The following is a 25,081-nucleotide window of genomic DNA, read 5'->3' on the forward strand; positions in this document are numbered from 1 at the left end:
AAACGGTCGCGAATTAAGCGACCACATTGCGCAGCGGGCGGCCCGCCAGGAACGCCTCCAGGTTCGAGCGGATCAGCTCGGGGGCGCCCAGCGGACGCCCGCCCGCCGCGTGCGGGGAGATGATGATGTTCGGCTCGTCCCAGAGCGGTGACGACGGCGGCAGCGGCTCGGTCTCCGTGACGTCCAGGGCCGCGCCGCCGAGGCGGCCGGAGCGGACCGCGTCGAGCAGCGCCGGCTCGTCCAGAGTGGCGCCGCGGCCCACATTGACCACCCAGGCGTGCCGGGGGAGCAGCGCCGCCACCGAGGCGTTGAACGCGTGCCGGGTCGCCGGGAGCGCCGGCAGGATCATCACCAGCGCGTCGGCCGTGGGCAGCAGGGACGGGAACTCCGCCTCGGTCACCACCGGGTAGCCGTGCCGCGTGCCGCCCGCCCGGGCGACGCCGGTGACCCGGGCGCCGAAGGCGGTCAGCAGCGGGGCCGTGACCGCGGCGATGCTGCCGAACCCCCACACGACGACGTGCGCCTCCCGCAGCGTACGAAAATGGTCGGGGTCTTTGAGGGGTTGATTTCCGCCCAGCTCATCGGCCCAGCGACGGCCGATCTGGGCGCGGGTCATGAGATTCACCCGGCGGGCGGCCGCCAGCAGCAGGGCGAGGGTGTGCTCGGCGACCGTCCGGTCGTGCAGGCCGCGGCCCGACGTCACCGGCACCTCCGGCGCGAAACCGGCCGCGAGCACCGCATCCGGCCCCGCCGCGAGCGTCTGCACCCAGCGCAGCCGCTTCAGCCGGGCCGCGGCATCGCGCAGTTGGGCCGGCGGGTTGCCCCAGACGACCAGCACCTCGGCGTCGGTGTGCTCCTCCGGCAGCGGCGAATCCACCGCGTACACGAGCGACGAGACGCCCGGCGGCAGCGTGAGCTCGGCGAGGTCGACGCTGTCCGGCAGCAGCACCTTCATGACTGCTCCGCCTGCCAGGCCGCGATCAGCCCGTCGACCTTGGCGCGATGTGCCTGCTCCCAGTCGTCGAGCGTCATCGCCGCGTCCGCCTGCTGCTTCGCCGCGGCCGCCGCGATCGCCTCCGGCAGCGACTCGGCCGGCACCACGACCACCCCGTCCTCGTCGGCCACCACCAGGTCGCCGGCCCGCACCGGGACGCCGCCGCAGCGGATCGGCACGTTCACCGGCAGCGCCGTCGCCTTCCCGCCCGGGACCGGGATCACCCCCAGCCCCCACACCGGGAAGCCCAGGTCGCGCACCTCGCCGATGTCGCGGATCAGCCCGTCCAGCACGAACCCGGCCACGCCGCGGCGCCGCGCCACCGCGCACACGTTGCCGCCGGCGAGGGCGTAATCCAGGTCGCCGGACTCCACCACGATCACCGAGCCCGGCTCGGCCTGGTAGATCGCCGCGTGCAGCATCAGGTTGTCGCCGGGCGGGCAGCGCACCGTGAACGCCGGGCCGGCGATCAGCGGGACCGGCGACCAGAGCGGCCGGATCGCGGCGTCCATCACCTGATGGCGGTCGAGCACGTCGGCGAACGTGGTCGTCGGGAGGCCCTGCGGTAGATCAGCCATGCGGCCAACCTACCGGGCTGCGCGCGCGCCATCCGCGGCGGATGATGCCTCTATGGGTCGGCACGGATCAGGCTGCGGTGATGGTTGAGCTCCCCGCGCCCGCGGGCCGCCGCTGGCTGGCCCGCCTGGCGTTCCTGACCGCCGCGGCCGCGGTCGTCCTGGTGCTGGCCGGGGCCGGGGTGCGGGCGAGCATCGGGCTGCTGCTGGTGGCCGCCGCCGGCATGCTGGTGATGCTGACGTCGGTCTGGTGGTTCCTCACCCACCGCGGGGTGCTGCGCTGGGTGGCCGCGGCGGTCGCGGTCGCCGCGCCGGTCACCGTGACCATCGTGTACGCGGTGGCCTCGCTGATCTGGGTGGTGGTCGGGTTCGCCCTGCTCTGGGCCGGGATGGTGGTCGCCGGCCGGGCCGCCCTGCGGCACTCGCACCACGACCGGCCCGCCGAGTTCGACGCTCCGCCGCCGGCCCGCCCCTTCCTGATCATGAACCCGAAGTCCGGCGGCGGGAAGGTCGCCCGGTTCGACCTGGAGCAGCGCGCCCGCAAGCTCGGCGCCGAGGTGTACCTGCTGGACGGCCCGGACGTGGACGTCGCCGAGGTGGCCCGGCAGGCCGTCCGGGACGGCGCCGACCTGCTCGGCGTGGCCGGCGGGGACGGCACCCAGGCGCTGGTCGCCGCGATCGCCGCCGAGCACGGGCTGCCGTTCCTGGTGATCTCCGCGGGCACCCGCAACCACTTCGCCCTCGACCTCGGCCTGGACCGGGAGGACCCGGCGACCTGCCTGGACGCGCTCGAGGACGGCGTGGAGCTGCGGGTCGACCTGGGCCGGGTCGGCGACCGGGTGTTCGTGAACAACGCGTCGTTCGGCGCCTACGCGACCATCGTGCAGAGCCCCGCGTACCGCGACGACAAGGCCGGCGTCACCCTCGACCTGCTGCCCGACCTGCTGACCGGCCACCGCGGCCCGGTGCTGCGCGTGCAGGTGGGCGACGAGCTGGCGGTGATGGGCCCGCAGGCCGTGCTGGTCAGCAACAACCCGTACGGCCTGGACGACGTCGCCGGGCTGGGCCGCCGCTACCGGCTGGACGGCGGCGATCTCGGCGTGCTGGCCGTGCACGTGCGCGGCGCCGCCGACGCCGCCGGCCTGCTGTTCGGCGGGCGCCCCGGCACGATCACCCGGACCACCGCCCGGCACGTCTCGATCGACTCCGACGCCGCGCTCCTGCCGGTCGGTGTGGACGGCGAGGCGCTGCTGCTGCCCACCCCGGTCCGCTGCTCGATCTCGCCCGGCGCGCTGCGCGTGCGCGTGCCCCGCCACCGCCCCGGCGTGCCCGTGCCGCTGCCCGAGCTCGATTGGTCCCGCCTGCGCCAGCTCGCGTTGTCCCGGCGATGACCGAGCCGGTGGTGATCGCCCACCTTTCCGACCTGCACCTGGGCGCGCACGTCCCGGCGTCGATCGACGCGCTGGCGGACGAGGTGGCCGCGGTCCGCCCCGACCTGGTGGTGGTGACCGGCGACCACACCATGCGCGCGCGTCCCCGCGAGTTCCTGCAGGCGCTGAACGTGCTCGACAAGCTGCCCGCGCCGCGCCTGCTGGTGCCGGGCAACCACGATCTCCCGCTGGTCAGCCCGCTGCGGGTGGTCGCGCCGTACGCCCGCTACCGGCGCTGGCTCGGCCCGGACGACTCGACCGTCCGGGTGCCCGGGGTGACCGCCCTCGGCATCGACAGCATGCCCCGGTGGCGCTGGAAGAGCGGCCGGGTGACCCGGCGGCAGGCGGTGACTGTCCGGGAGGTGCTGGGTTCCGCTTCCCCCGCGGACGTACGGTTGGTGGCGATGCACCACCCGCCGTTCGCCGGTGGCCTGGAGCGGCTCGCCGGGCGCGCCCGCTTCGCCCGCGCGCTGCGACTGGCCGGCGTGGACCTGGTGCTCGCCGGGCACACCCACGTGCCGGCGGTCCACGCGTACGGCCGGATGCTGGTGGTCATTGCCGGCACCGCGACCAGCTATCGGATACGCGACGTTCCCCGCTCGTGGACGATGCTGCGGATCGGGCCGGACGTGATCGAAACGCACGAGCGCTGCGAATCCGCGCCGGGCACCTGGTACACGGGCCGGGTGCGCCGGCATCCGCGCCACGCCCGGCCGTGAGCATGTTCCGGCAATCGCCTACTTCTGGCAGATCTGCGGTAGGGGGCGGCCCCACCATCGGACTCAACCCGAGGAGGAACGATGGAGTTGCCCGAGCAGATCCCCGAGGACCGGCCCGCCGTGCTGGTGCTCTCCCTTCCGCCGGCGGAGGCCCGGCGCGTGGTCGACGCCCTGCTGGGCCGGTCCGCCCCGCGCCGGCCGCCGAGCCGCCCCCGGAGCTGCCGGGTCGACTGGGGGCAGCTCACCGATCTCGAACGGGAGATCGCCGACCTGGTCCGGCAGGCGATGACGAACCGGCAGATCGCCACCCGGGTCGGCAAGTCGCCGCACACCGTGAACTACCACCTTCGGCAGATCTTCAAGAAGCTCGGCCTCGCCTCGCGGGTCGAACTGGCCGCCCTGGCCCGCGACGAGTCTCCCCTTCAGACCGGAGCTGGACGGCCGTAGAGCCAGTCGAGGGCGGCCGGCGCGGCCACCGCCATCGCCCGGTCCCGGCGTTGCTGCTCGGGACCGTCCGGCAGGTGGTAGGCGTGCAGGCCGGCGTGCGACGCCTCGGTCACGCGGCGCACCCGGGGCAGCCGGGTCGCGGCGTAGCGCGCCGGGGCGTCCGGGCGGTCCAGGCAGTCGGCGACCGCCACCGCGTCCTCGATCGCCTGAGCCGCGCCCTGCGCCAGGAACGGCAGCATGGGGTGGGCGGCGTCGCCGATGAGCACCACCCGGCCGCGCCACGGGTCCGGGGTCGGCGGCCGGTCGTACAGCGGGTACCGGCCCAGCCGGCGGGCCGCGCCGATCAGGCCGCGGACCGCCGGATGCCATCCCCGGTACTGGCAGAGCAGGTCGGCGGCGCCGACGGTTTCGGCCGGCCCGGTGGGGTGCGGCGCCGGCGTCGTCACCACCAGGTTGAGCTGCCGGCCACGATCGATCGGATAGGCGACGCAGTGCCGCCGCGGGCCCAGCCACGCCACCACCCGGTCCGGCCCGGCCGGCCCGCCCGCCGCCTCGATCGGCAGCACCGCGCGGCAGGCCACGTGGCCGCTGTACCGCGGCGGCTCCGGGCGGAACGCGCCGGCCACCGCCGAGCGCAGGCCGTCCGCGCCGATCACCAGGCCGGCGGCGGTCGCGGTGTGGTCGTCGAAGCCCACCAGCACGCGCGAGCCCTCGTCCCACACCCCGACGCAGCGGCGCCCGAACCGGACGGCGTCCGGCCCCTGCGTCCGGCGGACGGCCTCGAGCAGGGCCCGGACCAGGTCGGCGCGCCGCATCGTGAAGTACGGGACCTCGTGCCGGGTCAGGTCGACCCGGCTCAGCACGGTGTCGTCGCGCCACCGGCGGATCTCCCGGCCGGCCGGGCGGATCGCGGTGGCGAAGGCATCCTCGAGGCCCAGCCGGTACAGCTCGGCGGCGGCGTTCGGGGAGACCTGGATGCCGGCGCCGTCCTCGGGGAGGCAGGGATGCCGCTCGAAGACCACGCAGCGCGCGCCACGGCGGGCGAGCGCGACGGCCGCGGTCAGCCCGCCGATCCCCGCGCCGACGACGGCGACGTCCGGGTGCGTCATGGCTGTGCCGCCTTGGCCATGCAAATCTGGCCCTCGCCTTCGGCCTGGGCGGGCAAGTTGCGGAGGTGCCGCTCGGTGCAGGCGGTCATGGCGGGTCCCCTCAGTAGTACCGCAGCGCCCGGTCCCAGTCCTCGTCCCCGGTGAACAGTCCGCGGGGCTTGAGGACGTCGGGCATCGCGGTGAGCAACTGGTCGGGCACCAGCGTGCCCGGCGGCAGCGCCTCGACCCGGGCCTGCACGTCGTAGGTCTCCTCCACGGCGGCCGCGAGCAGGCGGACCGCCGACTCCTGGTGCGGCGCGGCCACCTCGATCTGGATCCGGACGCCGTACGAGCAGGTCCGGGCCCGCCAGAACAGCACGCCGAACTCGGCCGGCAACCGGAACACGACCTCCTCCAGACCGGCCTGGGTAAGCCCTTCCCCGGTGCCGAAGCGGCCGAGCACCCGGACCGTCGGCAGCGCCCAGCCGCACGGGCAGTCCACCTTGGACACCTCGACGAGGTCGCCGATGTGGTAGCGCAGCAACGGCATCGCGGTCCGGAACAGCGGCGTGACCACCAGCTCGCCGGCGCCCTCGTCGCCGGTCCGGCCGGTCGCCGGGTCGTACACCTCGAAGATCGCGCGGTCGGCCCACAGGTGCAGGCGGCCGTGCGGGCACTCGCCGGCCAGCCCGCCGGTCTCGCTCGCGCCGTACTCCTCGACCACCGGCACGCCCCAGATCCGCGCGATCCGCTCCCGGCGGGCCGGGCTCAGCGGCTCGCCGGCCACCAGCAGCGCCCGCAGCGCGGGGAAGTCGCGGTCGGGACGCAGCCCGGCCAGGCGCGCGGCGGCGGCCCACAGCAGTGCGTCGGTCGGCAGCGACCAGGTGAGCGTGACATCGAGGTCGTGCAGGAGCCGGACCACTTTCGCGTACGGGGTGGCCAGCGACCGGTTGTCGGCCGGCACCACGGTCGCGCCCCGGGAGAGGGCCGCCGCGTGCGCCACGTGTCCGGTGAGCATCAGGGCGTACGGCGTGCGGACCAGGAACGTGTCGGCGGGACCGATACCCACCCGCACGCGGCAGTACCGGTCGATCAGGTCGGTCCAGTCGTCGCGGGTGTAGTAGCAGGCGGTCGGCGCCCCGCTGCTGCCGCTCGACTCGTGGTAGGTGGCCAGCTCGGACCGGTCCACGGCGAGCATCCCGAACGGGTACGCGTCGCGCAGGTCCGCCTTGCTGGTGAGCGGGTACCCCGACAGCTCCGCCCGGGTGGCCGGGACGCCGCCGCCGCGCGCCCGGTAGAACGGCGAGGTCGCCGCGGCCGCCAGCGCGCCCGGCAGCGCGTCGTCCTGCACCTTGGCCAGCCCGGCGAAGTCGGACCAGTCGCCGATCCGCGGCAGCCTTCTCACCGAGCCGGTCCAATAAGTGGTGGTGTCCATGTCGTCTCCTCGTTCAGCACCCGGCAGGCGTTGCGCCAGGTCACGGCGTACAGGTCGGCTTCGGAGAGGCCCAGCGACCGGGCCTTGGCCAGCTCGACGGCCGGCTCCTGGAGGGGGTATTCGGTGCCGAACAGCACCCGGTCCGGCCCGAGCAGGGCGACCGCCCGCCGGGCCGTCATCGTGAGGCAGCCGGACGTCTCGGCGAGGATGCCGGGCACCTCGGCGATCTCCTCGAGCCCGGCGAGGTCGAGCCAGCCGTGGCCGCAATGTCCCCAGACGAGGGTGGCCTCCGGCACGGCGCGGGCCAGGCGGACGAGATCGGCCGTACGCGCGCCCGGCCGGCCCAGGCAGGCCACGTAGACCGGGTGGCCGGCCGCGGCGGCGACCGAGACCAGCTCGGCGACGCACGGGTCGTCCAGCCGGAAACCGTGCACCGCCGGGGAGATCTCCAGCCCGCGGAACTCGCCGGCCGCCGCCCGGTACGCGGCGACCTCGCGTACCGGATCGGCGAAGTAGAACGGCAGCAGCCGGCCGCCGGAACCGGCGCACCGGGCGGCGAGCAGCTCGTTGCCGGCCCGGACCTCCGCGCGGCCGCCCTCGGCGACCTGCCGGGCCAGCCGGACCGGGTCGAGCAGCCCGCCGCAGGACACGACCGCCCGGGCGACGCCCCGGCCGGCCATGACCCGCAGCAGGTCGCCGGCGGCGTCCGGCCCGCCGCCGAGCCGGGCGTGGAAGTCGAGGACCGTCATAGCTCGTGGCAGAGCTCGTCGATCGGGTAGCCGACGTGCCGTTCCCGCCCGGGCAGGTAGCCGAGCACCTCGTCGCCCGGCTTCAGTTCGGTCGAGTTGAGCACGGCCGCGCCCGGCCCGAGCAGCCGCACGTGCCAGTCGTCCTGGAGGATCAGGTTGATCTGTTCGCCGGTCGGCGCCACCGCGTCGACCGAGAGCAGCGGCCGGGTCTCGATCTTCACCCGGCCCACGGTGACCGGGCGGGTCCGGCCGTCCGCGCGCACGGCGAGCACGGTCGCCCCGGCCTGGAGCTCGCAGAGGTACCGGGTCCGCTCGGCGCTCGCCAGCGTGTACGACATGATCGCCCCGGCGTTGACCCGGAACGGCCGCATCGGCATGTACGGCAGCGGATGCGTCTCGCTGACGCACAGCAGCAGGCCGCGGGACCGGGAGCCGACCAGGATCCCCTCGTCCTGGTGCAGGTGCGAGCAGGTGTCGACGCAGGCCCGCTCGCCGGAGCCGACGTGCCGGACCGCGGTCACGGTGAGGGTGACCAGGTCGAGGTCGGGCGAGTCGCGGCGGAGCACCTCGGTGAGCTTGGTGGCGTCGCCCGGCCCGCCCGGCCGCAGCAGCACGCCGTCCGGCCCGCGTTCCAGCACCGAGACGTGCACCGAGGCCTCCTGGACGCCGTCCACCTCGGTCACCACCCGGCCCGGCGCGCCGTCCGCGGCGGCCAGCACGATCTCGAGCGGGATGTGGGTCGGGTCGTGGAACCGGATCACCGTGCAGTCGTCGCGGCGGACCCGCTCGCAGGCCACCTCCAGGCTCTCCGCATCGGTGACGTCCACCCGGCTGCCGAACCGCACGCCCGGCCGGGCCCCGGCGAGGGCCGCCGGGTCGCCGTGCCGGCGTGGGTCCACCAGCACCAGGTCGATGCCGGTCAGGTCCTCCGGGAGGGTGTCGCCGGCGACGAGCACCCGGGTCACCGTGGGCGGCAGGTCGGCGAGGTCGGCCGGGTCGTCCGCGACCAGCGCGTCGAACCGCAGGTGCACCGCCTCCTCGCTGACCGCGCGCCGCCACGGGCCGGCCTGCCGCAGGTCCAGCCAGCACTGCCGGCCGGTCGTCGCGGCGCTCATCGGACGCTCACCGGGGCCCGGTCGTGCACGACGGCGGCCAGGGCGCGCACCATCGCGCCCGGATCGTCGGCGGTGAAGACGAGGCGGCCGGCGGCCACGCCGGCCGCACCGGCCCGCATCGCCGCCGCCATCCGGCCGAGCACCGCGTCCGGCCCGTCGTCGGCCGGGCCGCCGGCCGCGAGGACCGGCAGCGGCGCGGCGCCGATGACGCGGCCGGCCGCGCCGGGATCCTCCGGCAGCGCGGTCTTGACCAGGTCGGCACCCAGTTCGGCGGCGATCGTGACGGCATGCGCGACCAGGCCGGGATCGCGGGCGTCGCGGACCGCCGGGCCGCGGACGTACATCATGGCCAGCAGCGGGACGTTCCAGCGGTCGCACGCCTCGGAGACGGCGGCCAGGTGGGCGATCTGCGCGCCCTCGGTGAAGGACGCGGCGTTGACGTGCACGCTGACCGCGTGGGCGCCGAGCCGGAGCGCCTCCTCCACGGTGGCCACCGGATACTTCGCGTCCGGGTCGGGCGCCATCCGGGTGCTCGCGTTGAGCTGGATCACCAGCGACAGGTCGCGGAACCGGGCCGGGCGGATCCGGCGGGCCGCACCCTTGTGCAGCACCACCGCGTCCGCGCCGTGCTCGGCGAGCTGCGCCACCAGCGCGTCCAGGTCGCCGTCGCGGCGGAGCGGCCCGGCGCCGACGGCGTGGTCGAGCGGCACCATCAGCAGGCCGGAGCCGCCGCGCCGGCCGATGTGGCTCAGCCGCAGCCGCCGGCCGAAGGACTCGTTCGGGTACATCCCAGCACCTCCTATGGGGGTCGGTCGTTACCGGTGATCCCGACGCTAGGAGCGCGCGGTGCGGCGGCCCACTGCACGAGCGGGTAAGCCGGCCGCGGGCGGTGTGGCCGGGCGGGACGATCGCGCTGCTCATCACCCGGCCGGGTGTTGCCGGTCGGTGATCGGACGGGTAGTGCGCGCTGCCGACGGCGCCGCCTTGTGATAGACATGCCGCAAGGGGGGCCAAGGTGTCAGATCACCTCTTCGGCCGGGAGGCGGAGCTCGCCCGCCTCACCCGGATCCTGGACGACACGATGGACGGTGCCGGTGGCCGGCATGTGCTGATCGGCCAGGCGGGCATCGGCAAGTCACGGCTGCTGCGCGCGGTCGTCGAGCCGGCCCGTGAGCGCGGCCTGGCGGTGGCCGCGCGGGAGGCGTTCCGGCACGATCAGGCGGCGCCGCTGGTGACGCTGGCCGGGGCGTTGCGCGACTGCCGCCCGGCGCTGCCGGAGTTCGAGTGGCTCACCCGGCTCGAGCCGGAGCGGGCCAAGGCGTTCGTCACCCTTCAGCTGTTGCGTCGCTCGCTGGAGGACGCCGCGCGGGAGCGGCCGCTGCTGATCGTGATCGACGACGCGCAATGGACCGACGAGCTGAGCGCGCTCGCCGTCCGCGATCTGGTGCCCGCCCTGGCCGCGGCCCCGGTGTGCTGGCTGATCGCGGCCCGGCCGCCGTCGCCGGACGATCGGGAGAGCCCGGGCCAGCAGTTGGTGCGCTGGCTGCTGCGGGACGGGACCCCGCCGATCCGGGTGCCGGCGCTGGACGAGGAGGCGATCGCCCGGCTCTGCGCGGCGGTGGTCGGCGCCAAGGTGGACAGCACGGTGGTGGCGCTGGCCGCCTCCTGCGCGGGCCACCCGCTGCGCACCGAGAAGCTGATGAAGGCGCTGGTCGCGACCGGGCAGCTGGTGGTGGCCGGTGGGGTGGGCTCGGTGGTCGGCGACGAGTTGCCGTCCAGCTTCGTCGACTCGGTGCGGGATCTGCTGGCGACGCTGACCGAACCGGCCGGTCAGTTGGTGCGGGCGGTGTCGGTGTTCGGCCGGCCGTTCACGGTCGCGGAGGCGGCCCGCCTGGCCGGGCGGCCGGCGGTGGAGCTGTTCCCGCTGGTCGAGGAGGCGATGACCGACTTCCTCGCCGAGGACCAGGACGGTCAGCTGGCCTTCGCCCACGACCTGGTCGGCCAGGCGGTCTACGGCATGCTCGCCCGCGGGATGCGCGAGCACCTGCACCGGGAGGTCGCCGCGATCACCCGGGACGCCGGGCGTTCGCCGCTCGAGGTGGCCGACCACCAGCTGCGTGGCGGCCGGGACGGCGCCGCGGACGCGGCCCGCCTGGTCCGGGCGATGCCGGCCGAGCTGGCCCGGGTGGCGCCCTCGGCGGCGGCCGACATCATGTTGCGGGCGCTGTCCGGTTCGGCGCCCGGTGACCCGGGCCGGGCCGCGCTGATCGCCGACACGGTGGGCCTGCTGGCCAACGCGGCCCGCCTGGAGGAGGCGCGCAAGCTGGGCGAGGAGGCGTTGCGGGCCGGCCTCGACCCGGCCACCGCGGCGCGGCTGCTGCACGGGCTGGCCGAGGCGTACAAACACAGCGGTCTCAACGAGATCTCGCTGCGCTACGCCGACCAGGCGATCGCGCAGCCCGGCGTGCCGGAGGGCCTGCTCGCCCGGCTGTACGCGGTCCGCGCGCACGCCCTGCACTACCTGGACGAGTTGCCCGCCGCCGACGCCTCCGGCGAACGGGCCGACCTGCTGGGGCGGCGCGCCGGTGAGCCGGGCGCGGCGGTGTTCGGCCTGACCGCGCGTGGCCTGGTGGCCTTCACCGAGGGCCGGCTCGCCGACGCGCTGCGGCACACCCGGGAGGCGACCGAGCTGGCCGACCGCTCCGGCGGCGGCGCCCTCAACCGGCATCCCGGCATCTGGCTGGGCGGCATGCTCACCGTCCTCGACCGGTTCGACCAGGCCGAGCGGGTCTTCCAGCGGGTCGTCCGGGACACCGACCGGGCCGGCACGGTCTGGGCCGAGCCACTGCTGCACTACTTCAAAACCACCATGTGGTACGCCCGGGGCCGGCTCGACGAGGCCACCGTGGAGGCCGAGACCGGGGCGGCGGTCGCCGAGCAGCACGGCGCCAACGCGCTGGCCATGCCCTTGCTCGGCATGCTGGTGCGGATCGCGGTGTGCCGCGGCGACCTGAAGCGCGCCGGCCGGCACCAGGCGGACCTGCGCCGGCTGGCCGACGGCGGGATCACCGCCCCGCCCGAGGACGTGCTCTGGGCCGAGGCCGTGCTGCTGGCCGCGACCGGCTCGGCCCGGGACGCGTTCCACCTGCTCCGCGACTTCTACGCGACGTTGCCGCGGCGGCCCGCCCTGCTCGCCGCCGACCCGGTGGCGGCCGCCGAACTGGTGCGGATCGCCCTGGACGCCGGCGACCGGGGGCAGGCCGAGGTCGCCGCGCGGGCCGCCCGGCGGCTCGCCGACCAGCACCCCGGGGTGCACGGCCTGGCCGGCGGCGCCCTGTTCGCCGAGGGACTGCTGCACGCGGACGCTACCTTGCGGTCCCAGGCGGCCGAGGAGTTCGGCCTGGCCGGCCGCCCGCGGGCCCGGGCGGCGGCGCTGGCGGACGATCGCGGCGACGCCACCGCGGACCCGGCGCCGGAGTCCCTCCTGGAGCGCCTCACCGAGACCGAGCGCAAGGTGGCCATGGAGGCCGCCGGCGGGCTGACGAACACCGAGATCGCCGCGAAGTTGTTCATGTCGGTGCACACCGTCGACACCCACATGCGACACATCTTCCGCAAGCTCGGCGTGCGCCGGCGGTCCGAGGTCGCCCGGATCGTCGAGCGGGAGGCCGGGGCGGGTCCCGCGAACACGTGATGCCCGTGGCGGCCCGCGGTCGCCGAACATGGGCGGGGAAACCCCTTCCCGCCCGAGGTGGTCCGATGCAGGCACCCGTCCGCCGCACGCCCGTCCTGATCGCCGGAGCCGGCGTCGCCGGCGCCCTGACCGCGCTGGAGCTGGCCCACCACGGCGTGCCGAGCCTGGTGGTGGAGCGCGCCCGCAAACGGTCGCGGCAAGCCGACCTGCTGCTGATCAGCGGCCGTGGCCTGGAGTTGCTGCGCCGGCTGGGGCTGGCCGACCGGGTGCGGGCCGGCGGCCTGGCCCCGGGGAGCGCCGCCGAGATCATCTGGGGGCCGGCGCTCGACCGGCCGCCGGTCCTGGTGTGGCGGCTCCCGTCGCCGAGCGAGCTACGGGGCGAATACGCGGCCGCCGCGGACGGCAGCGCGCCGATCGAGCCGTACGTGCTGATCTCCGGTCCCGAGCTGATCGCCCGGCTGCGTCGCGCGCTGCGCGAGTGCCCGGCGGTCGACCTGCGGACCGGGTGGACGCTGGTGGACGCGGCGGACCGGCCGGACCACGCGACCGCCACGGTGATCGAGGCCGAGTCCGGCCGGCATCACCTGATCGAGGCCGACTACCTGGTCGGCTGCGACGGCGCGCAGAGCACGGTGCGCCGCTGCGCCGGCTTCGCGATGGAGCCGTTCAACCCGGCCGACCCGCAGTTCACCGTCTACTTCGCCAGCGCCGGGGTGGCCCGGCGCCGGGACGGGCCGTTCGCGTGGATCACCGCCGGCGCCACCGTGATCGCGGGGCACGACGGCGACCGATGCGTCGCCCAGCTGCCGGTCGGCCCCGGCGACGAGGCGGTCACCGATCACGCCGACCTGGTCCGCCGCCGGTTGGGACTGTCCGCGGAACCGAGCGAGATCCAGGCCGTGGTGCAGCGCGACACCGTGCCGGCCGTCGCCCGCGCGTACGGGATGGGACGGATCTTTCTCGCCGGCCAGGCCGCGCACCCGACCGACTCGCCGGGGGACGACGTGGACACCTGCATCGGCGACGCCGTGGGCCTTGGCTGGCGACTCGCCGCGGCGGTCCACGGCTGGGCCGGCGCCCACCTGCTGCACGGTTACACGCGGGAGCGCCGCGGGCGGGCGGTGGCCGACCGGATCCGCGCGAGCCGGGCGCTGGCCACCCGGGGCCGCTTCCGCCGGCTCGTCGAGGAGGGCGCCGATCAGCAGCGACTGGAGGCGGCGCTGCGCGCGAACGAGCCCCGGCTCGACCTGGCGGGGACGGATCCGGTCGCGCTGGCGGGCACGCCCGGGCACCGCCTGCCCGCGTTCCGGCTCGACGGCGGCGACCAGCTCTTCGACCGGCTCGGACCGCAGTTCACGCTGGTCGACCTGACCGGCCGGCAGTCCGGCCGGCCGCTGGTGACGGCGGCCCGGAAGCGGGGGATCCCGGTGCGTCACCTGCCGGCCGGCGGCCCCGCCGTGCCCGACCGGTGGCCGGGCCGGCTGCTGCTGGTGCGCCCGGACCAGCAGGTCGCCTGGTGCTCGTCGGGCGCCACCCTGGCCGATCTCGACGACGTGCTCGACGACGCGACCGGAGCGCGCGAGCGGATTCACGAGAACACGTGATGCCGGGCGGGTCCTGCCAACCGCGACCCTCGATATCTCCCGACCGAGATCTCGAATGGACGTCACGGACATGCTCAGCACGAGGACAGAACGTGGATCGGACACCGTCATCGCGGACTGGTATCTGAGTCTGGCCGGCAACCGGTCCTCGCGGCGCAACCATTGGACCACGAAGGTCATGTACTACGAGGCGGTCACCGAACTGCTCGACTCCCACCCGGACCACCCGATCACCTGGAAGGGCATCGTCGGCGCGGCCCGCCCGCGCGGCTGCCGGAGCACCTTCTACGAGGTGGCCGGCTCGCAGGCCCGCCGCGGCATGGTCGACCACCTGATCGCCGACGGGAGCATCACCTCGTACACGATCGCCCTGCACTACCGCACCACCGACCCGATCGTCCGGCTCATCGACGAGGCGAAGGTCTGGTCGTTCTGGTCCTACCGGCAGCGCTTCCGCCAGGCGGCGGCCGGCGGCGGCGACCCCGATCGGCTCCCCGAGCCGCTGCGCGCCGTGCTGGCCGACTGGGCGCGGGCGCACCCGGGCCTGGCCGCGGCCAACTGCGGCCGCCCGCCGGCCTGCGCGGTCGAGGACCTGACCGAGCTGAGCGCCGGACTTCTCGCCCCGATCCGGGCCGAGGCCCTGCTCACCGAGGCGCTGCGCACCTGATAGCTCGAAACGAATTCGGCGAATGGTGGGCGCCTCCCGCATGATGTCCTTTACGGACCGGGAGGCGTCGATGGCGGACGACACCACGCAGCCGGGCGGCTGGGCGCCGGGCACCTTCCTCGGCGGCCTCGCGCCGGCCGCGGCCGACGAGTTGCTGCGGCTCGGCGTGCCCCGGCGCTTCACGGGCGGCCGGACCATCCTGCGCGAGGGCGCGGCGGCCGCCCAGGTCGTGCTGATCACCGCCGGCTTCGTCAAGGTCACCACGGCGGTGGACGGCTTCGGCACGCTGCTCGGCATCCGGGTGCCCGGCGACGTGATCGGCGAGATCGGCGCCCTCACCGACAGCCCGCGCAACGCGACCGCGATCGCCTGCGGCACGGTCTACGCCGTGACCGTCGCGCGGGCCGAGTTCGAGGCGTTCCTGCGCCGGCGGCCGGAGGTGTCCCAGCTGGTCATGGCGATGATCGCGCGCCAGCTGAGCTGGGCCAACCGGCGGCGCGGCGACTTCGCGGCGTTCCCCGCGCACATCCGGCTGGCCCGGCTGCTGACCGAGGTCGCGGAGGCGTGCGGCCGGCCCGGGCGGGACGGGTCGGTCGAGATCGCGGTGCCGCTGAGCCAGCCGGAGCTGGCCGCGATGATCGCGATCGCCCGGGCCACCGTCCAGAAGGCCGTGCACGACCTGCGCGAGCGGGGGCTGATCAGCACCGCGTACCGCCGGGTCACGGTGCTGGATCCGGCCGGTCTGCGGCGGCTCGCCGACGGGGTCTGACCGGCCCGGACTCCATCGGCCGAGCGGGCAATTCCGCCGCGCGCCTCGCCGATTCAGCCGGAACGGGTCGCCGCATCGACGGGCCGGTTCCGGCCGTTCGCGGCTGTCAGTCCGGATCGCGATCGGACACAGTCGTCGCCATGAGGCCGACCTTCGCCGACCCGGCTGTCCTGATCAGACAGCCGACGCTATCGTCCGCGCCGGGACCGCTGCCGGCCGTGCGCGGCGCGGTGCCGGACACCGTCCTGGACGGCGGCGAGATCGGCCGGTTCTCGGTGCGGGCGGCGTCGGTCCGCGGCGACGGGCACCGGTTCGTCGGCCGGACCCGCCAGGACGCGATGGCGTTCGGCCCGGCCGACGCCGGTGGCTCGCCGGCCCTGGTCGCCTGCGTGGCGGACGGGCTGAGCAGCCGGCCGCTGTCCCACCTCGGCGCCGGGCTGGCGAGCCGGGTGCTGCGCGACGCGATCGAGCCGGAGCTGGCCACGCTGGCCGACGACGCCGAGGCGGCGGCCGCGGCGGCGTGCGCGGCGTCCGTCCGGGTCGCCGACGCGCTGTGCGAGCGCGCCCGCGCCGACGGGGCCGAACCCGAGGCGTACGCGACCACGCTGACCGCCGCCGTGCTCACCCCCGACCCGGACGGTGCCCGGGTGGCGCTGCTGCGGGTCGGCGACAGCGCGGCGCTGATCCTCGGCCGGGACGGCTGGCGCCCCTGCTTCCCGGAGCCCGGCCAGGGCCCGGCCGGGGAGGGGCCGCCGGCGCGGGAGCTGCCCCGGGACGCCGCGTGCCCGGAGACCGCCGTGGTGCGGGCCGCGACCGGCGAGATGCTGCTGCTGTGCACCGGTGGGCTGGCCGAGCCGATGCGGCACGCCGACGTGCGCGACGCCCTCGGCGGCTGGTGGACCGAGCCGGGCGTGCCCGAGCTGGCGGCGTTCCTCTGGCACGTCAGCTTCCGCGCCCGGGCGTTCTCGGACGACCGGACCGCGCTCTGCGTGTGGATCCGCTGAACCCGACCCACTTCCGGAAAGGATCAAAAGTGAACAGGAGCACCCGCGGGGCGGCGTTCGTCCTCATCTGCCTTCTCACCGCGCTGATCGGTGCGGTCGTTCTCTATCTGCTGTACTCGGGGTCGCGCGACCCGGGGGTGGCCCTGCTCGCCGGGTGCGCGCTGGTCGCGTTCGCGTTCTCGGTGCTGGCCATCCGGGTGGTGCTGAGCTATCGGCGCAGCCGCCGCCTCGAACTGGAGCACAACGTGCCGCCGAGCCGGGCGCTGCGGGCGCTCGAACTGCGGCAATGGCTGATCCTGACGCTCGGCATCGCGTTCGTCGCCGTGGCCACCGGCGCCGGCACCGCCCTGCGGGTCGTCAACGAGGTCTCCACGACGGCGACGCCGCGCGCGCTCCCGGCGGCCACGCAGCCGACCACCGAGCCGGCCACCACCGAGCCGACCACGGACCCGACCACCGACCCGACCACCGCCGACCCGACCGATACCGCGTCCTCCGATCCCACGGCGGATCCGACCGATACGCCGGCGGACACGCCCGCGACCAAATACCTGGACGCCGAGCAGCCGGTCGAAGGCGGCTACGACGCGGACTCGGTGACCTTCGCGGCCGCGCGGCACTCGCGAGGAGTCCTCTTCTGGTGCGCAACGCACGATGAGAGCAAGCTGACCTGGAACGTCGCCGGCTACCAGACCTTCACCGCGGTGGCCGGGATCGACGATCAGACCGAGAACGCGATCGGCGCCACCGTCGAGTTCCTCTTCTACGACCAGGACGGCCGCAAGCTGCTGCCGAAGCCGGCCGAGGTGTCGGTCGGTCACGCCGAGAAGATCTCCATCGACCTGAAGAACGTGGTCAGCCTGCGCCTGACGTGCGCCGGCCGGAACACCAAGACCGGCGATCGGCGGGACACCCACGCGGCCCTCGGCGACCCGATCGTCGTCCAATGAGGACCAGGGCCGGTTTCCGGCCTCAGCGGCGGCGGTGCACGACCGCCCGGCCGCCGCGAGCCGGCGCGACCGCGATGCCCCGGCTGTGCGATCGTTCCGGCGCCTCGGTGGCCGGCTCGAGGATGAAGTCGCGCAGCACCGTGCGCAGCACCACCCGCATCTCCAGGGAGGCGAAGGCGGCGCCGATGCAGCGCCGCACCCCGCCGCCGAACGGGATCCAGCCGTACATGTCGGCCCGGGACCCGGCGAACCGCTCCGGATCGAACCGTTCCGGGTCGGGGAACAGCGCCGGGTCCTCGTGCAGCTGCGCGATGCAGGCGGTGACCACCGTGCCGCGCGGCAGCGTCCAGCGACCGATCGTGAGCGTTTCGGCGCGCACCTGCCGGGCGGTCAGCTCGATCACCGGCCGGACCCGCTGCACCTCCATCAGCGTCGAGTCGAGCAGCGCGTCGTCGCCGGCGGCGAGCCGCTCCGGCAGGCCCGGCTGGCGGCGCAGCCGCTCGACGGCCCAGGCCAGGGTGGTGGCCGTGGTCTCGTGCCCGGCCGTGAGCAGGGTCAGCAGCTGGTCGGCGATCTGGCCGCGGGTCATCGGCGAGCCGTCGTCGTAGCGGGCCTGCACGAGCAGCGCGAGCACGTCGTCCCGCTCGTCCAGGCGCGGGTCGGCGGTGGCGCGCTCGATGAGCGTGTCGACGATCTCGTCGTACCGCCGGCGGTGACGGTCGAAGCGCGCGCCCGGCCCGTAGCCGCCCAGGTCGCGCCGCACCACCGGGAGCACGGCCAGGATCGAGCCGAGCCGGACCGCCTTCGGCAGCAGCTCGCGCAGCTCGTCCAGCTCGGCCCCGTCGGCGCCGAAGACCGCGCGCAGGATGACGTTCAGGGTGATCCGCATGGTCGACGGCATCACCGGGAAGGCCTGGCCCTCCGGCCAGGAGGCGGTCTCGCGCTCCGTCTCGGCCTCGATGATCTGCTCGTACGCGCGAAGCCGCCGGCCGTGGAACGGGGGCGTGAGCAGTTTGCGCTGCCGCCGGTGCTCGTCCCCGGTGATCGAGAAGAACGAACCCGGCCCGAGCACCGAGCCGAGATTCGCATCCGGCGTGTCGGCCAGTTCCGGACTGGTCTGGAACAGCTCCCGCACCTCGGCCGGATCGGCCAGCATCACCAGCCGGCCCAGGTTCAGCGACTCGACCGTGAAGGCCGTGCCGTACTTGCGGCGCAGCCGGCGCATGGAGCCGCCCCGGGAGACCGCGAACTGCAGGGCCTGCACCAGGCGGGGGGTCTTCGGGCCGTCCGGCAGGACCGCGCCGGCCAGGGTCGTCGCCGTCATCGCCAACCTCCTGGGATTGGTACGTCCGCGTACCACCCCACGGTACGTTCGCGTACCACCGCCGCACAAGGATCTGTCACGTATTAGCGTGTGCCACGTGACGACCACGGACGCCCCCGCCCGCCGCCTGATCGAGGGACTCGCGGCGTGCATCCGCGCGCAGGGCTACGCGGACACCACGGTGGCCGACATCGTGCGCGCGGCGCGGACCTCCCGGCGTACGTTCTACGAGCACTTCACCGATCGCCAGGAGTGCCTGGTCGCCCTGCTGTACGAGAGCAACCAGCGCACCATCGCCCGCATCTCGGAGGCGGTCGACCCCGGCGCGCCCTGGGAGACGCAGGCCCGCCAGGCGATCGAGGGCTGGATCGCCGCCGTCCAGGCCGACCCGCCGATCTCGCTCAGCTGGATCCGCGACGTGCCGGCCCTGGGCGAGGGCCGGGCCCGGCAGTTCCAGCGCGCGACGATGCGCCGCTTCGTCGAGCTGATCCAGCGGCTCACCGACACGCCGCACCTGCGCGCCGCCGGGGTGCGACCCCCGTCCGAGCAGACGGCGATCATCCTGCTCGGCGGCCTGCGCGAGCTGATCGCCACCGCGGTCGAGGACGGCCACGACGTCGCCACGATCGTCAGCCCCGCCGTGGCGGCCACCCAGCTGCTGCTGGGCCCGCGTCCCTGAGGCGGTAGAGGTCGCGCAGCACGCCGATCTCGCCGCCGTGGTGCATGACCTCGCGGTTGACGTGGACGATCAGCGCGGCCATCGGCTCGTTCGCGAAGAAGGCGCCCTTCGGGCCGAGCGGCCGCTCGAGCTCCTCCGCCGACAGCGCCGCGATGTGGTCGTGCCATTCGCGATAGGACGTGGACAGAAACGCGATCCCGTCCGCCGCGGTGCCCGGGATCGACGCCGGCCAGTGCCGCAGATCGAACATGTCCGCCTCGCCGGAGTCGGTGAAGAACGTGCTCGTCCGGGTCGACATCGCGGTCGCCACGTGCACGATCCGCCAGGCGAGCGTGGTGAACGGCGCCGGCGTCGGATGCTGCTGGTACCCGTCGTGGGCGAAGCCGCCCGCGCCGTCCGGCCGCACGGTCCAGCACCCCGGCACCGGCTCCCACAGGTACTCCTCGTCGGTGAGTCCGTCGAGGCGCGGGCGCAGATGCATGTCCCAGTAGAACTCCAACTGGGACACCAGCAGCGAACCGTAATCGACCGTCATGACGTCGATTTTGGCCCATCACCAAGCGGATCGGGCCGTCGGCCGCAAGGCGTACCGGATCGCCGCCACGCCGGTCATCGCGCCCCGGAGAAGATCGTCAGAGGCGCAGCCCCAGGTACGTCGTCCGGCCGGGGTCGCGCACCGGGAGCGGCTCGAAACCGAGCCGGGCGTAGAACCCGCGCGCCTTCACGTTCGTCGTCCGCACTCCCAGGTGGACGCCGGGCACGTCGAGCGCCCCGGTGAAGCGCTCGATCAGCTTCCGCCCGTACCCCCGGCCCTGGACCACCGGCAGCAGGTCGATGTGCAGGTGCGCCGGGTAGGCCGCCAGGTCGAGCCCCGGCACCAGCATCCGCCCCGGGTCGTACAGCACGGCGATCATCTCCTCCGAGGCCGTGCGCGGCGGCGCCGGCGGCGCCGGGTACTTGTCGCCGAGGGACGGCAACCACTCGGCCGTGTACCGGCGTACGAAGGCCTCGGTGTCGGCGGTCCCGAGGACGTAGCCGACGGCCTCGCCCCCGTCGTCGATCACGAACGCCAGCTCCGGTTCGAGCCGCACGTACGGCCCGGCGAAGACGTCGCCCACCAGATCGTCGTCGGAGTAGTGGCCGCGCGCGTCCTCGCCGCCGTCGGCGGTGCGCACGCAGATGTCGTAGACGGCCTTCAGGTCGCTGGGCCGATAGGGACGGATCTCTGGCACGTCCCGAGATTAGCCGCCGGTACCGGTTCCGGCGGCCTTTCGGGCAGACCCTGAGCCGGAACCGGGGCGAGATGTCCGATCCCTGCGCGATTGCCGAGCTCGGTCGCCTTGACATGCGCCGACGTCTATTGCCAGCTGTGCTCGGTAGTTGTTTCCAGCACATGACGGGAAGGACCCCTCCAGCATGACGACACGCGCCGGGCGGCGGGTCCGCCGGCAGTTCGGGCGGCTCTTCGCGATAGGACTGGCGGTGGTGACCGTCGCGACCCTCGGTGGGACGGCCGCACAGGCACAGACCAGCACCAAGCCGGCATCGACGCCGGCCTTCGGCGGCAATGTGACCATCTTCGACCCGAGCATGCCGACCGAGCAGATCCAGGCGGCGCTGGACGCGGCGGCCGCCAAGCAGACCGACGCCGAGATGAGCACCGATCGGTACGCGTTCTTCTTCAAGCCGGGCACGTACGGCACGGACGCCAAGCCGCTGCAGTTCAAGGTCGGCTACTACACCGAGGTCGCCGGCCTGGGCGCCGGCCCGGACGACGTGGTGATCAACGGCAAGATCGAGGTCTACAACCGGTGCCTGAACGACAACGGCACCAGCAACTGCCTCGCCCTGGTCAACTTCTGGCGCACGCTGTCCAACCTGTCGCTGCACATCAACGGCACCGGGCAGACGGGCTGCCGGGCCGGCAACACCAATTTCTGGGCCGTCTCGCAGGCGGTCTCGCTGCGCCGGCTGGACGTCACCGGCGGCACGTTCTCGCTGATGGACTACTGCACGGCCGGCCCGCAGTACGCCAGCGGCGGCTTCATCGCCGACTCCCGCTTCCCGACCGTGCTCAACGGCTCGCAGCAGCAGTGGATCACCCGGAACAGCCACGTGGACAGCTGGACCAACGCGGTGTGGAACCAGGTGTTCGCCGGCGTCGAGGGCGCGCCCGACGAGTCGGCGTTCCCGAACCCGCCGTACACCACCCTCGCGACCACGCCGGTCAGCCGGGAGAAGCCGTACCTGTACGTCGACGACAAGGGCAGATGGAACGTCCGCGTCCCGTCGGCGCGCAAGAACACCAGCGGCGTCTCCTGGGCGAACGGGATCACGCCGGGCCGCTCGGTGTCGCTGAACGACTTCTTCGTCGCGAAGCCCTCCGACCCGGTCTGGCTGATCAACGCGCAGCTGCTGCTGGGCAAGAACCTGCTCCTCACGCCCGGTGTCTACAACGTCGGGCAGAGCATCAACGTACGGTGGCCCGACCAGGTCGTCCTCGGCATCGGCCACGCCACCCTGACCGCGGTGAACGGCGCCACCCCGATCCGGGTGGCGGACGTGCCCGGCGCGATCGTCGCGGGCGTCACCATCGACGCCGGCACCACCGAGTCCAAGACGCTGCTGCAGGTCGGCACCGGCAAGGGCGGCTTCGGCTGCAGCTCGCCGGGCAACCCGACCACCCTGTCCGACGTGTACTTCCGGGTCGGCGGCCCGCACGTCGGCAAGACCGGCACCGCGCTCCAGGTGAACAGCGACAACGTGCTGATCGACCACACCTGGGTGTGGCGGGCCGACCACGGTGTCGAGGGCTTCACCGGCGGCGACACCGAGCGGTGGAACGCCAACACCGGCCGCTACGGCGCGGTGATCAACGGCGACGACGTGACCGCGACCGGCCTGTTCGTCGAGCACTTCCAGCGGTACAACACGCTCTGGAACGGCGACAACGGTACCACCGTCCTCTACCAGAACGAGCTGCCGTACGACCCGCCGACGCAGGCCGACTGGATGAACGGCACGGAGAACGGCTACCCGGGCTACAAGGTCGGGGACAAGGTCAAGACCCATCACCTGTACGGCGCGGGCGTCTACGTGTTCAACCAGAACAACCCGTCGATCCACACCGAGAACGGCTTCGAGGTGCCGAACCGTCCCGGCGTCAAGCTGCACCACATCATGACCGTCAACCTGTCCGCCGGCACCATCGACCATGTCGTCGACGGCGTGGGTGCGGCGGCCGACACGTCCAAGGTGGGCGTTCCGGTCTTCGTGACCGACTACCCGCTGCCCTGATAGCGCCAGAAGCACGCCGGGCCCGCTCGCGGGCCCGGCGTTTGCTGCAATGATGTCCTGGTGCAAGTAACCCGGCCCACCGGTCACGAGCCCGCGGTCCAGGCGTTGATGCTGGCCAGCCGGGCCTTCGTCGGGCTGACCGTGCGCGCGCTCAGCGCGGTCGAGGCGGAGGTGACGCTCCCGCAGTTCCGCGCGCTCGTGGTGCTCGCCGTCCGCGGCACCCTGCGCAGCATCGACATCGCCGAGGAGCTGCAGGTCAACCCCTCGACCGGGACCAGGATGACCGACCGGCTCGCGGGCAAGGGCCTGGTCCGGCGGGTGCGCTCGACCGACGACCGGCGGGTGGTGCGTTTGCGGCTGACCCGGGCCGGGCACGACATCGTCGAGAAGGTGATGGCCCACCGCCGCGCCGAGCTCGAGCGGATCGTCGCCGAGACGGCCGGCGTCTGGCAGCCCGCGGTGACCGAGGCCCTCACGGCCTTCGCCGCGGCCGCCGGCGAGATGCCCGAGCAGGAGTGGTGGCTGGGATGGCAGCGACACGAGAACGATCCCGAGTAGTTCGTCGCCCCGCAACCTGGCGGCAAAGGTTGCATGGTGCAATGGTTGTGACATGCGTCCCCACACCGAGGCAGGCCAGATGACCACGGGAACGGCCACCACCCAGCGCCGGGTGGCGGCGGCACGTACGCACGGCCCGCTCGTCTGGCAGCGGACCGGCACGGTCGGCACCGAGCTCGTCCTGCGGGACGGCACGGCGCCCGGCGTCGTCACCGGCGCCGTGGTGGTGGGCGGCTCGCGGCCGTACACCGCGCGCTGGCACGCCGACCTGGACGGCGCGTGGCGGGTCCGCGCGCTGACCCTCACCACCGAGGGCAGCGGCTGGCGGCGGAACCTGGCGCTGTCCCGCACCCAGGCGGGCACCTGGACGTGCGGCGCCGAGCAGTCCGGCTCGATCGACGCGCCGGCCGCCGGCGTCGACGACCCGGCCCGGCTCGACGGCGGCGCGGTCCTGCTGCTCGACGACTCGCCGATCTTCCTGACCTGGGCCATGCGCACGCTGCGGCTGAGCGCCGGGGCCGGCCCGGTGCGGGCGCCGGTGGTCCGGGTCCGGATGCCCTGGCTGGCGGTGGCCGCCGGCGAGTCGACGTTCCACCGGGTCGGCGACGCCAAGCTGCGGGTGACCGGGGACGGCCCGGCGGTCGCCTACGACCTGGACGCCGAGGGCATCGTCACCTACCAGCCCGGCCGGCTACGGATCTCGCCCTGACCCTCACTGGTTGAGGGAGAGCGCCACGCGGCGCAGGAAGTCGGCGTTGCTCGGCGTCGTCCGCAACTGGTCGAGCAGCTGGCGCATGGCGTCCCGCCGGTCCTGGCCGTTCAGGGCGCGCCGCAGCTGGCCGACCACCGCCAGCTCCGCCCGGCCGACCACGGTCTCGTCGTGCCGGGTGCCGGTCGCGGCGATGTCGATGGCCGGGTAGACGCGCGCCTCGGCGAGCGACCGGTCCAGCTTGAGCTCGGCGTTCCCGGTGCTCTTGAACTCCTCGAAGATCAGCGTGTCCATCGCCGAGCCGTTCTCGACGAGCGCGGTCGCGATGATGGTGAGCGACCCGCCGCCCTCGATGTTGCGGGCGGCGCCGAGGAACCGCTTCGGCGGATAAAGGGCGGAAGAATCCAAACCCCCCGATAGCGTACGCCCACGGCCGGGCGCGACGAGGTTGTAGGCGCGGCCGAGTCGCGTGATCGAGTCCAGCAGGACCACCACGTCCTCGCCCAGCTCGACGCGGCGCTTGGCCTGCTCGATCGCCAGCTCGGCCAGCGCGGTGTGCTCCTGCGGCGGCCGGTCGAAGGTCGCCGCGATCACCTCGCCCTTGACCGTGCGCTGCATGTCGGTCACCTCCTCGGGCCGCTCGTCGATCAGCACGACCATGAGGTGGACCTCCGGGTTGTTGCGCTCGATCGCGTTGGCGATCTGTTGCAGCACGATGGTCTTGCCGGCCATCGGCGGGGCGACGATCAGCGCCCGCTGGCCCTTGCCGATCGGCATGACCAGATCGATGATCCGGGTTTCCAGGGGAACGGGTCCGGTCTCCAGGCGCAGCCGCTCCTGCGGGTAGAGGGCGGTCAGCTCGTAGAAGTCGGGCCGGCGCTGCCCGGGCGGGCGGCCGTTGACCGCCTCCACCTGCAGGGTGACCGGCTTGCGGGGTTCGCCCGGCGTGCGGGCGAACCCGGTGACCCGGTCGCCGCGGCGCAGCCCGAGCTGGCGGACCTGCTGGCGGGCGACCGGGATGTCGCCCGGGCCCGGCAGGTAGCCGTCGGCGCGCAGCCAGGCCCGGTCGTCGACGATGTCGAGGAGCGCGTCGACGGCGACGTCGGCTGCCTCGGTGGTGGGGTTCTTGGGTGTACGGGTAGCAACAGTTGTCATCGAGGGACTCCTGGAGAAACCGCGCGTCGCCATCGCACAGGCAGACGCCTACGGCAAAATGAATGGAAAGCGGCCGGGATACAGAACCTTCGGCCTTGGGATCTGCGGGGGCTCTCGCC

General features: G+C 74.2%; 24 protein-coding genes. 13 read left to right on the forward strand and 11 right to left on the reverse strand.

Annotated elements, in window-relative coordinates:
• Positions 1–13: 13 nt before the first annotated feature.
• Complete coding sequence (locus IH26_RS0143660) at positions 14–955, reverse strand: phosphoglycerate dehydrogenase (protein ID WP_030442199.1); 942 nt, start codon at positions 953–955, stop codon at positions 14–16.
• A complete protein-coding gene (locus tag IH26_RS0143665; protein WP_030442200.1) occupies positions 952–1,572 on the reverse strand; it encodes an RraA family protein in 621 nt (206 codons plus the stop codon). Before IH26_RS0143665 ends, IH26_RS0143660 begins: the two co-directional genes overlap by 4 nt.
• Positions 1,573–1,652: 80 nt before the next feature.
• Between IH26_RS0143665 and IH26_RS0143670 the strand changes: the two genes are divergently transcribed.
• The 3 genes from IH26_RS0143670 to IH26_RS54740 all read left to right on the forward strand — a co-directional run bounded on the left by IH26_RS0143670 (position 1,653) and on the right by IH26_RS54740 (position 4,165).
• Complete coding sequence (locus tag IH26_RS0143670) at positions 1,653–2,960, forward strand: diacylglycerol/lipid kinase family protein (protein WP_030442201.1); 1,308 nt, start codon at positions 1,653–1,655, stop codon at positions 2,958–2,960.
• A complete protein-coding gene (locus tag IH26_RS0143675; RefSeq protein ID WP_034217268.1) occupies positions 2,957–3,718 on the forward strand; it encodes a metallophosphoesterase family protein in 762 nt (253 codons plus the stop codon). Before IH26_RS0143670 ends, IH26_RS0143675 begins: the two co-directional genes overlap by 4 nt.
• Positions 3,719–3,799: 81 nt before the next feature.
• Complete coding sequence (locus tag IH26_RS54740) at positions 3,800–4,165, forward strand: helix-turn-helix domain-containing protein (RefSeq protein WP_034217270.1); 366 nt, start codon at positions 3,800–3,802, stop codon at positions 4,163–4,165.
• Here IH26_RS54740 and IH26_RS0143685 read toward each other — a convergent pair.
• The 5 genes from IH26_RS0143685 to IH26_RS0143705 all read right to left on the reverse strand — a co-directional run bounded on the left by IH26_RS0143685 (position 4,141) and on the right by IH26_RS0143705 (position 9,340).
• Positions 4,141–5,274, reverse strand: a complete 1,134-nt coding sequence (locus IH26_RS0143685) for an FAD-dependent oxidoreductase (protein WP_030442203.1) — start codon at positions 5,272–5,274, stop codon at positions 4,141–4,143. The two genes, IH26_RS54740 and IH26_RS0143685, sit on opposite strands and share 25 nt — an antisense overlap.
• Before the next feature lie 100 nt (positions 5,275–5,374).
• Positions 5,375–6,688: an AMP-binding protein gene (locus IH26_RS0143690; RefSeq protein WP_051809601.1), complete on the reverse strand. Its 1,314-nt coding sequence runs from the start codon at positions 6,686–6,688 to the stop codon at positions 5,375–5,377.
• Positions 6,655–7,437, reverse strand: a complete 783-nt coding sequence (locus IH26_RS0143695; protein ID WP_030442205.1) for an amidohydrolase family protein — start codon at positions 7,435–7,437, stop codon at positions 6,655–6,657. Before IH26_RS0143695 ends, IH26_RS0143690 begins: the two co-directional genes overlap by 34 nt.
• The gene (locus IH26_RS0143700) at positions 7,434–8,552 is read right to left on the reverse strand and encodes a 3-dehydroquinate synthase II family protein (RefSeq protein WP_030442206.1); all 1,119 of its coding nucleotides are present in this window, start codon (positions 8,550–8,552) and stop codon (positions 7,434–7,436) included. Before IH26_RS0143700 ends, IH26_RS0143695 begins: the two co-directional genes overlap by 4 nt.
• Positions 8,549–9,340 (reverse strand): 2-amino-3,7-dideoxy-D-threo-hept-6-ulosonate synthase, encoded by a 792-nt coding sequence (locus tag IH26_RS0143705; RefSeq protein WP_030442207.1) that lies wholly within the window; start codon positions 9,338–9,340, stop codon positions 8,549–8,551. The genes IH26_RS0143700 and IH26_RS0143705 overlap by 4 nt, the downstream gene beginning before the upstream one ends.
• A gap of 227 nt (positions 9,341–9,567) precedes the next feature.
• Here IH26_RS0143705 and IH26_RS0143710 point away from each other — a divergent pair, with 227 nt between their 5' ends.
• The 6 genes from IH26_RS0143710 (at position 9,568) to IH26_RS0143735 (ending at position 17,240) form a co-directional block, all read left to right on the forward strand.
• The gene (locus IH26_RS0143710; protein ID WP_030442208.1) at positions 9,568–12,246 is read left to right on the forward strand and encodes an ATP-binding protein; all 2,679 of its coding nucleotides are present in this window, start codon (positions 9,568–9,570) and stop codon (positions 12,244–12,246) included.
• A gap of 65 nt (positions 12,247–12,311) precedes the next feature.
• Positions 12,312–13,850 carry an FAD-dependent monooxygenase gene (locus tag IH26_RS0143715; RefSeq protein WP_030442209.1) on the forward strand — a complete coding sequence of 513 codons (1,539 nt, stop codon included), beginning with the start codon at positions 12,312–12,314 and terminating at the stop codon, positions 13,848–13,850.
• 55 nt (positions 13,851–13,905) lie between these two features.
• Entirely contained in the window at positions 13,906–14,517 is a 612-nt protein-coding gene (locus IH26_RS0143720; protein ID WP_245665947.1) for a hypothetical protein, read from the forward strand.
• Positions 14,518–14,587: 70 nt separating this feature from the next.
• Positions 14,588–15,286, forward strand: a complete 699-nt coding sequence (locus IH26_RS0143725; RefSeq protein ID WP_030442211.1) for a Crp/Fnr family transcriptional regulator — start codon at positions 14,588–14,590, stop codon at positions 15,284–15,286.
• Between the two features lie 140 nt (positions 15,287–15,426).
• Positions 15,427–16,290, forward strand: a complete 864-nt coding sequence (locus tag IH26_RS0143730; RefSeq protein ID WP_030442212.1) for a protein phosphatase 2C domain-containing protein — start codon at positions 15,427–15,429, stop codon at positions 16,288–16,290.
• A gap of 29 nt (positions 16,291–16,319) precedes the next feature.
• On the forward strand, positions 16,320–17,240 hold the full coding sequence (locus tag IH26_RS0143735; RefSeq protein WP_030442213.1) for an NPCBM/NEW2 domain-containing protein: 921 nt from the start codon (positions 16,320–16,322) through the stop codon (positions 17,238–17,240).
• 22 nt (positions 17,241–17,262) lie between these two features.
• Here the strand turns inward: IH26_RS0143735 and IH26_RS0143740 are convergent, their stop codons facing one another.
• Entirely contained in the window at positions 17,263–18,564 is a 1,302-nt protein-coding gene (locus tag IH26_RS0143740) for a cytochrome P450 (RefSeq protein WP_030442214.1), read from the reverse strand.
• Between the two features lie 97 nt (positions 18,565–18,661).
• Here IH26_RS0143740 and IH26_RS0143745 point away from each other — a divergent pair, with 97 nt between their 5' ends.
• Positions 18,662–19,243, forward strand: a complete 582-nt coding sequence (locus tag IH26_RS0143745; protein ID WP_084599626.1) for a TetR/AcrR family transcriptional regulator — start codon at positions 18,662–18,664, stop codon at positions 19,241–19,243.
• Here the strand turns inward: IH26_RS0143745 and IH26_RS0143750 are convergent.
• Positions 19,194–19,778: a DinB family protein gene (locus tag IH26_RS0143750; RefSeq protein WP_030442216.1), complete on the reverse strand. Its 585-nt coding sequence runs from the start codon at positions 19,776–19,778 to the stop codon at positions 19,194–19,196. The two genes, IH26_RS0143745 and IH26_RS0143750, sit on opposite strands and share 50 nt — an antisense overlap.
• 97 nt (positions 19,779–19,875) lie before the next feature.
• Entirely contained in the window at positions 19,876–20,475 is a 600-nt protein-coding gene (locus IH26_RS0143755) for a GNAT family N-acetyltransferase (protein ID WP_030442217.1), read from the reverse strand.
• A gap of 184 nt (positions 20,476–20,659) precedes the next feature.
• Between IH26_RS0143755 and IH26_RS0143760 the strand changes: the two genes are divergently transcribed.
• The 3 genes from IH26_RS0143760 (at position 20,660) to IH26_RS0143770 (ending at position 23,807) form a co-directional block, all read left to right on the forward strand.
• Positions 20,660–22,540: a hypothetical protein gene (locus IH26_RS0143760; RefSeq protein ID WP_030442218.1), complete on the forward strand. Its 1,881-nt coding sequence runs from the start codon at positions 20,660–20,662 to the stop codon at positions 22,538–22,540.
• A 60-nt stretch (positions 22,541–22,600) separates the two neighbouring features.
• Positions 22,601–23,098: a MarR family winged helix-turn-helix transcriptional regulator gene (locus tag IH26_RS0143765; protein ID WP_245665948.1), complete on the forward strand. Its 498-nt coding sequence runs from the start codon at positions 22,601–22,603 to the stop codon at positions 23,096–23,098.
• Positions 23,099–23,177: 79 nt separating this feature from the next.
• On the forward strand, positions 23,178–23,807 hold the full coding sequence (locus tag IH26_RS0143770) for a putative glycolipid-binding domain-containing protein (protein ID WP_030442220.1): 630 nt from the start codon (positions 23,178–23,180) through the stop codon (positions 23,805–23,807).
• A gap of 3 nt (positions 23,808–23,810) precedes the next feature.
• On the opposite strand, the gene rho is transcribed toward IH26_RS0143770, so the two are convergent.
• Positions 23,811–24,962 carry a transcription termination factor Rho gene (gene rho, locus IH26_RS0143775; protein ID WP_030442221.1) on the reverse strand — a complete coding sequence of 384 codons (1,152 nt, stop codon included), beginning with the start codon at positions 24,960–24,962 and terminating at the stop codon, positions 23,811–23,813.
• Between the last annotated feature and the right edge of the window lie 119 nt (positions 24,963–25,081).

The organism is Actinoplanes subtropicus (assembly GCF_000721705.1).
GTDB lineage: Bacteria > Actinomycetota > Actinomycetes > Mycobacteriales > Micromonosporaceae > Actinoplanes > Actinoplanes subtropicus.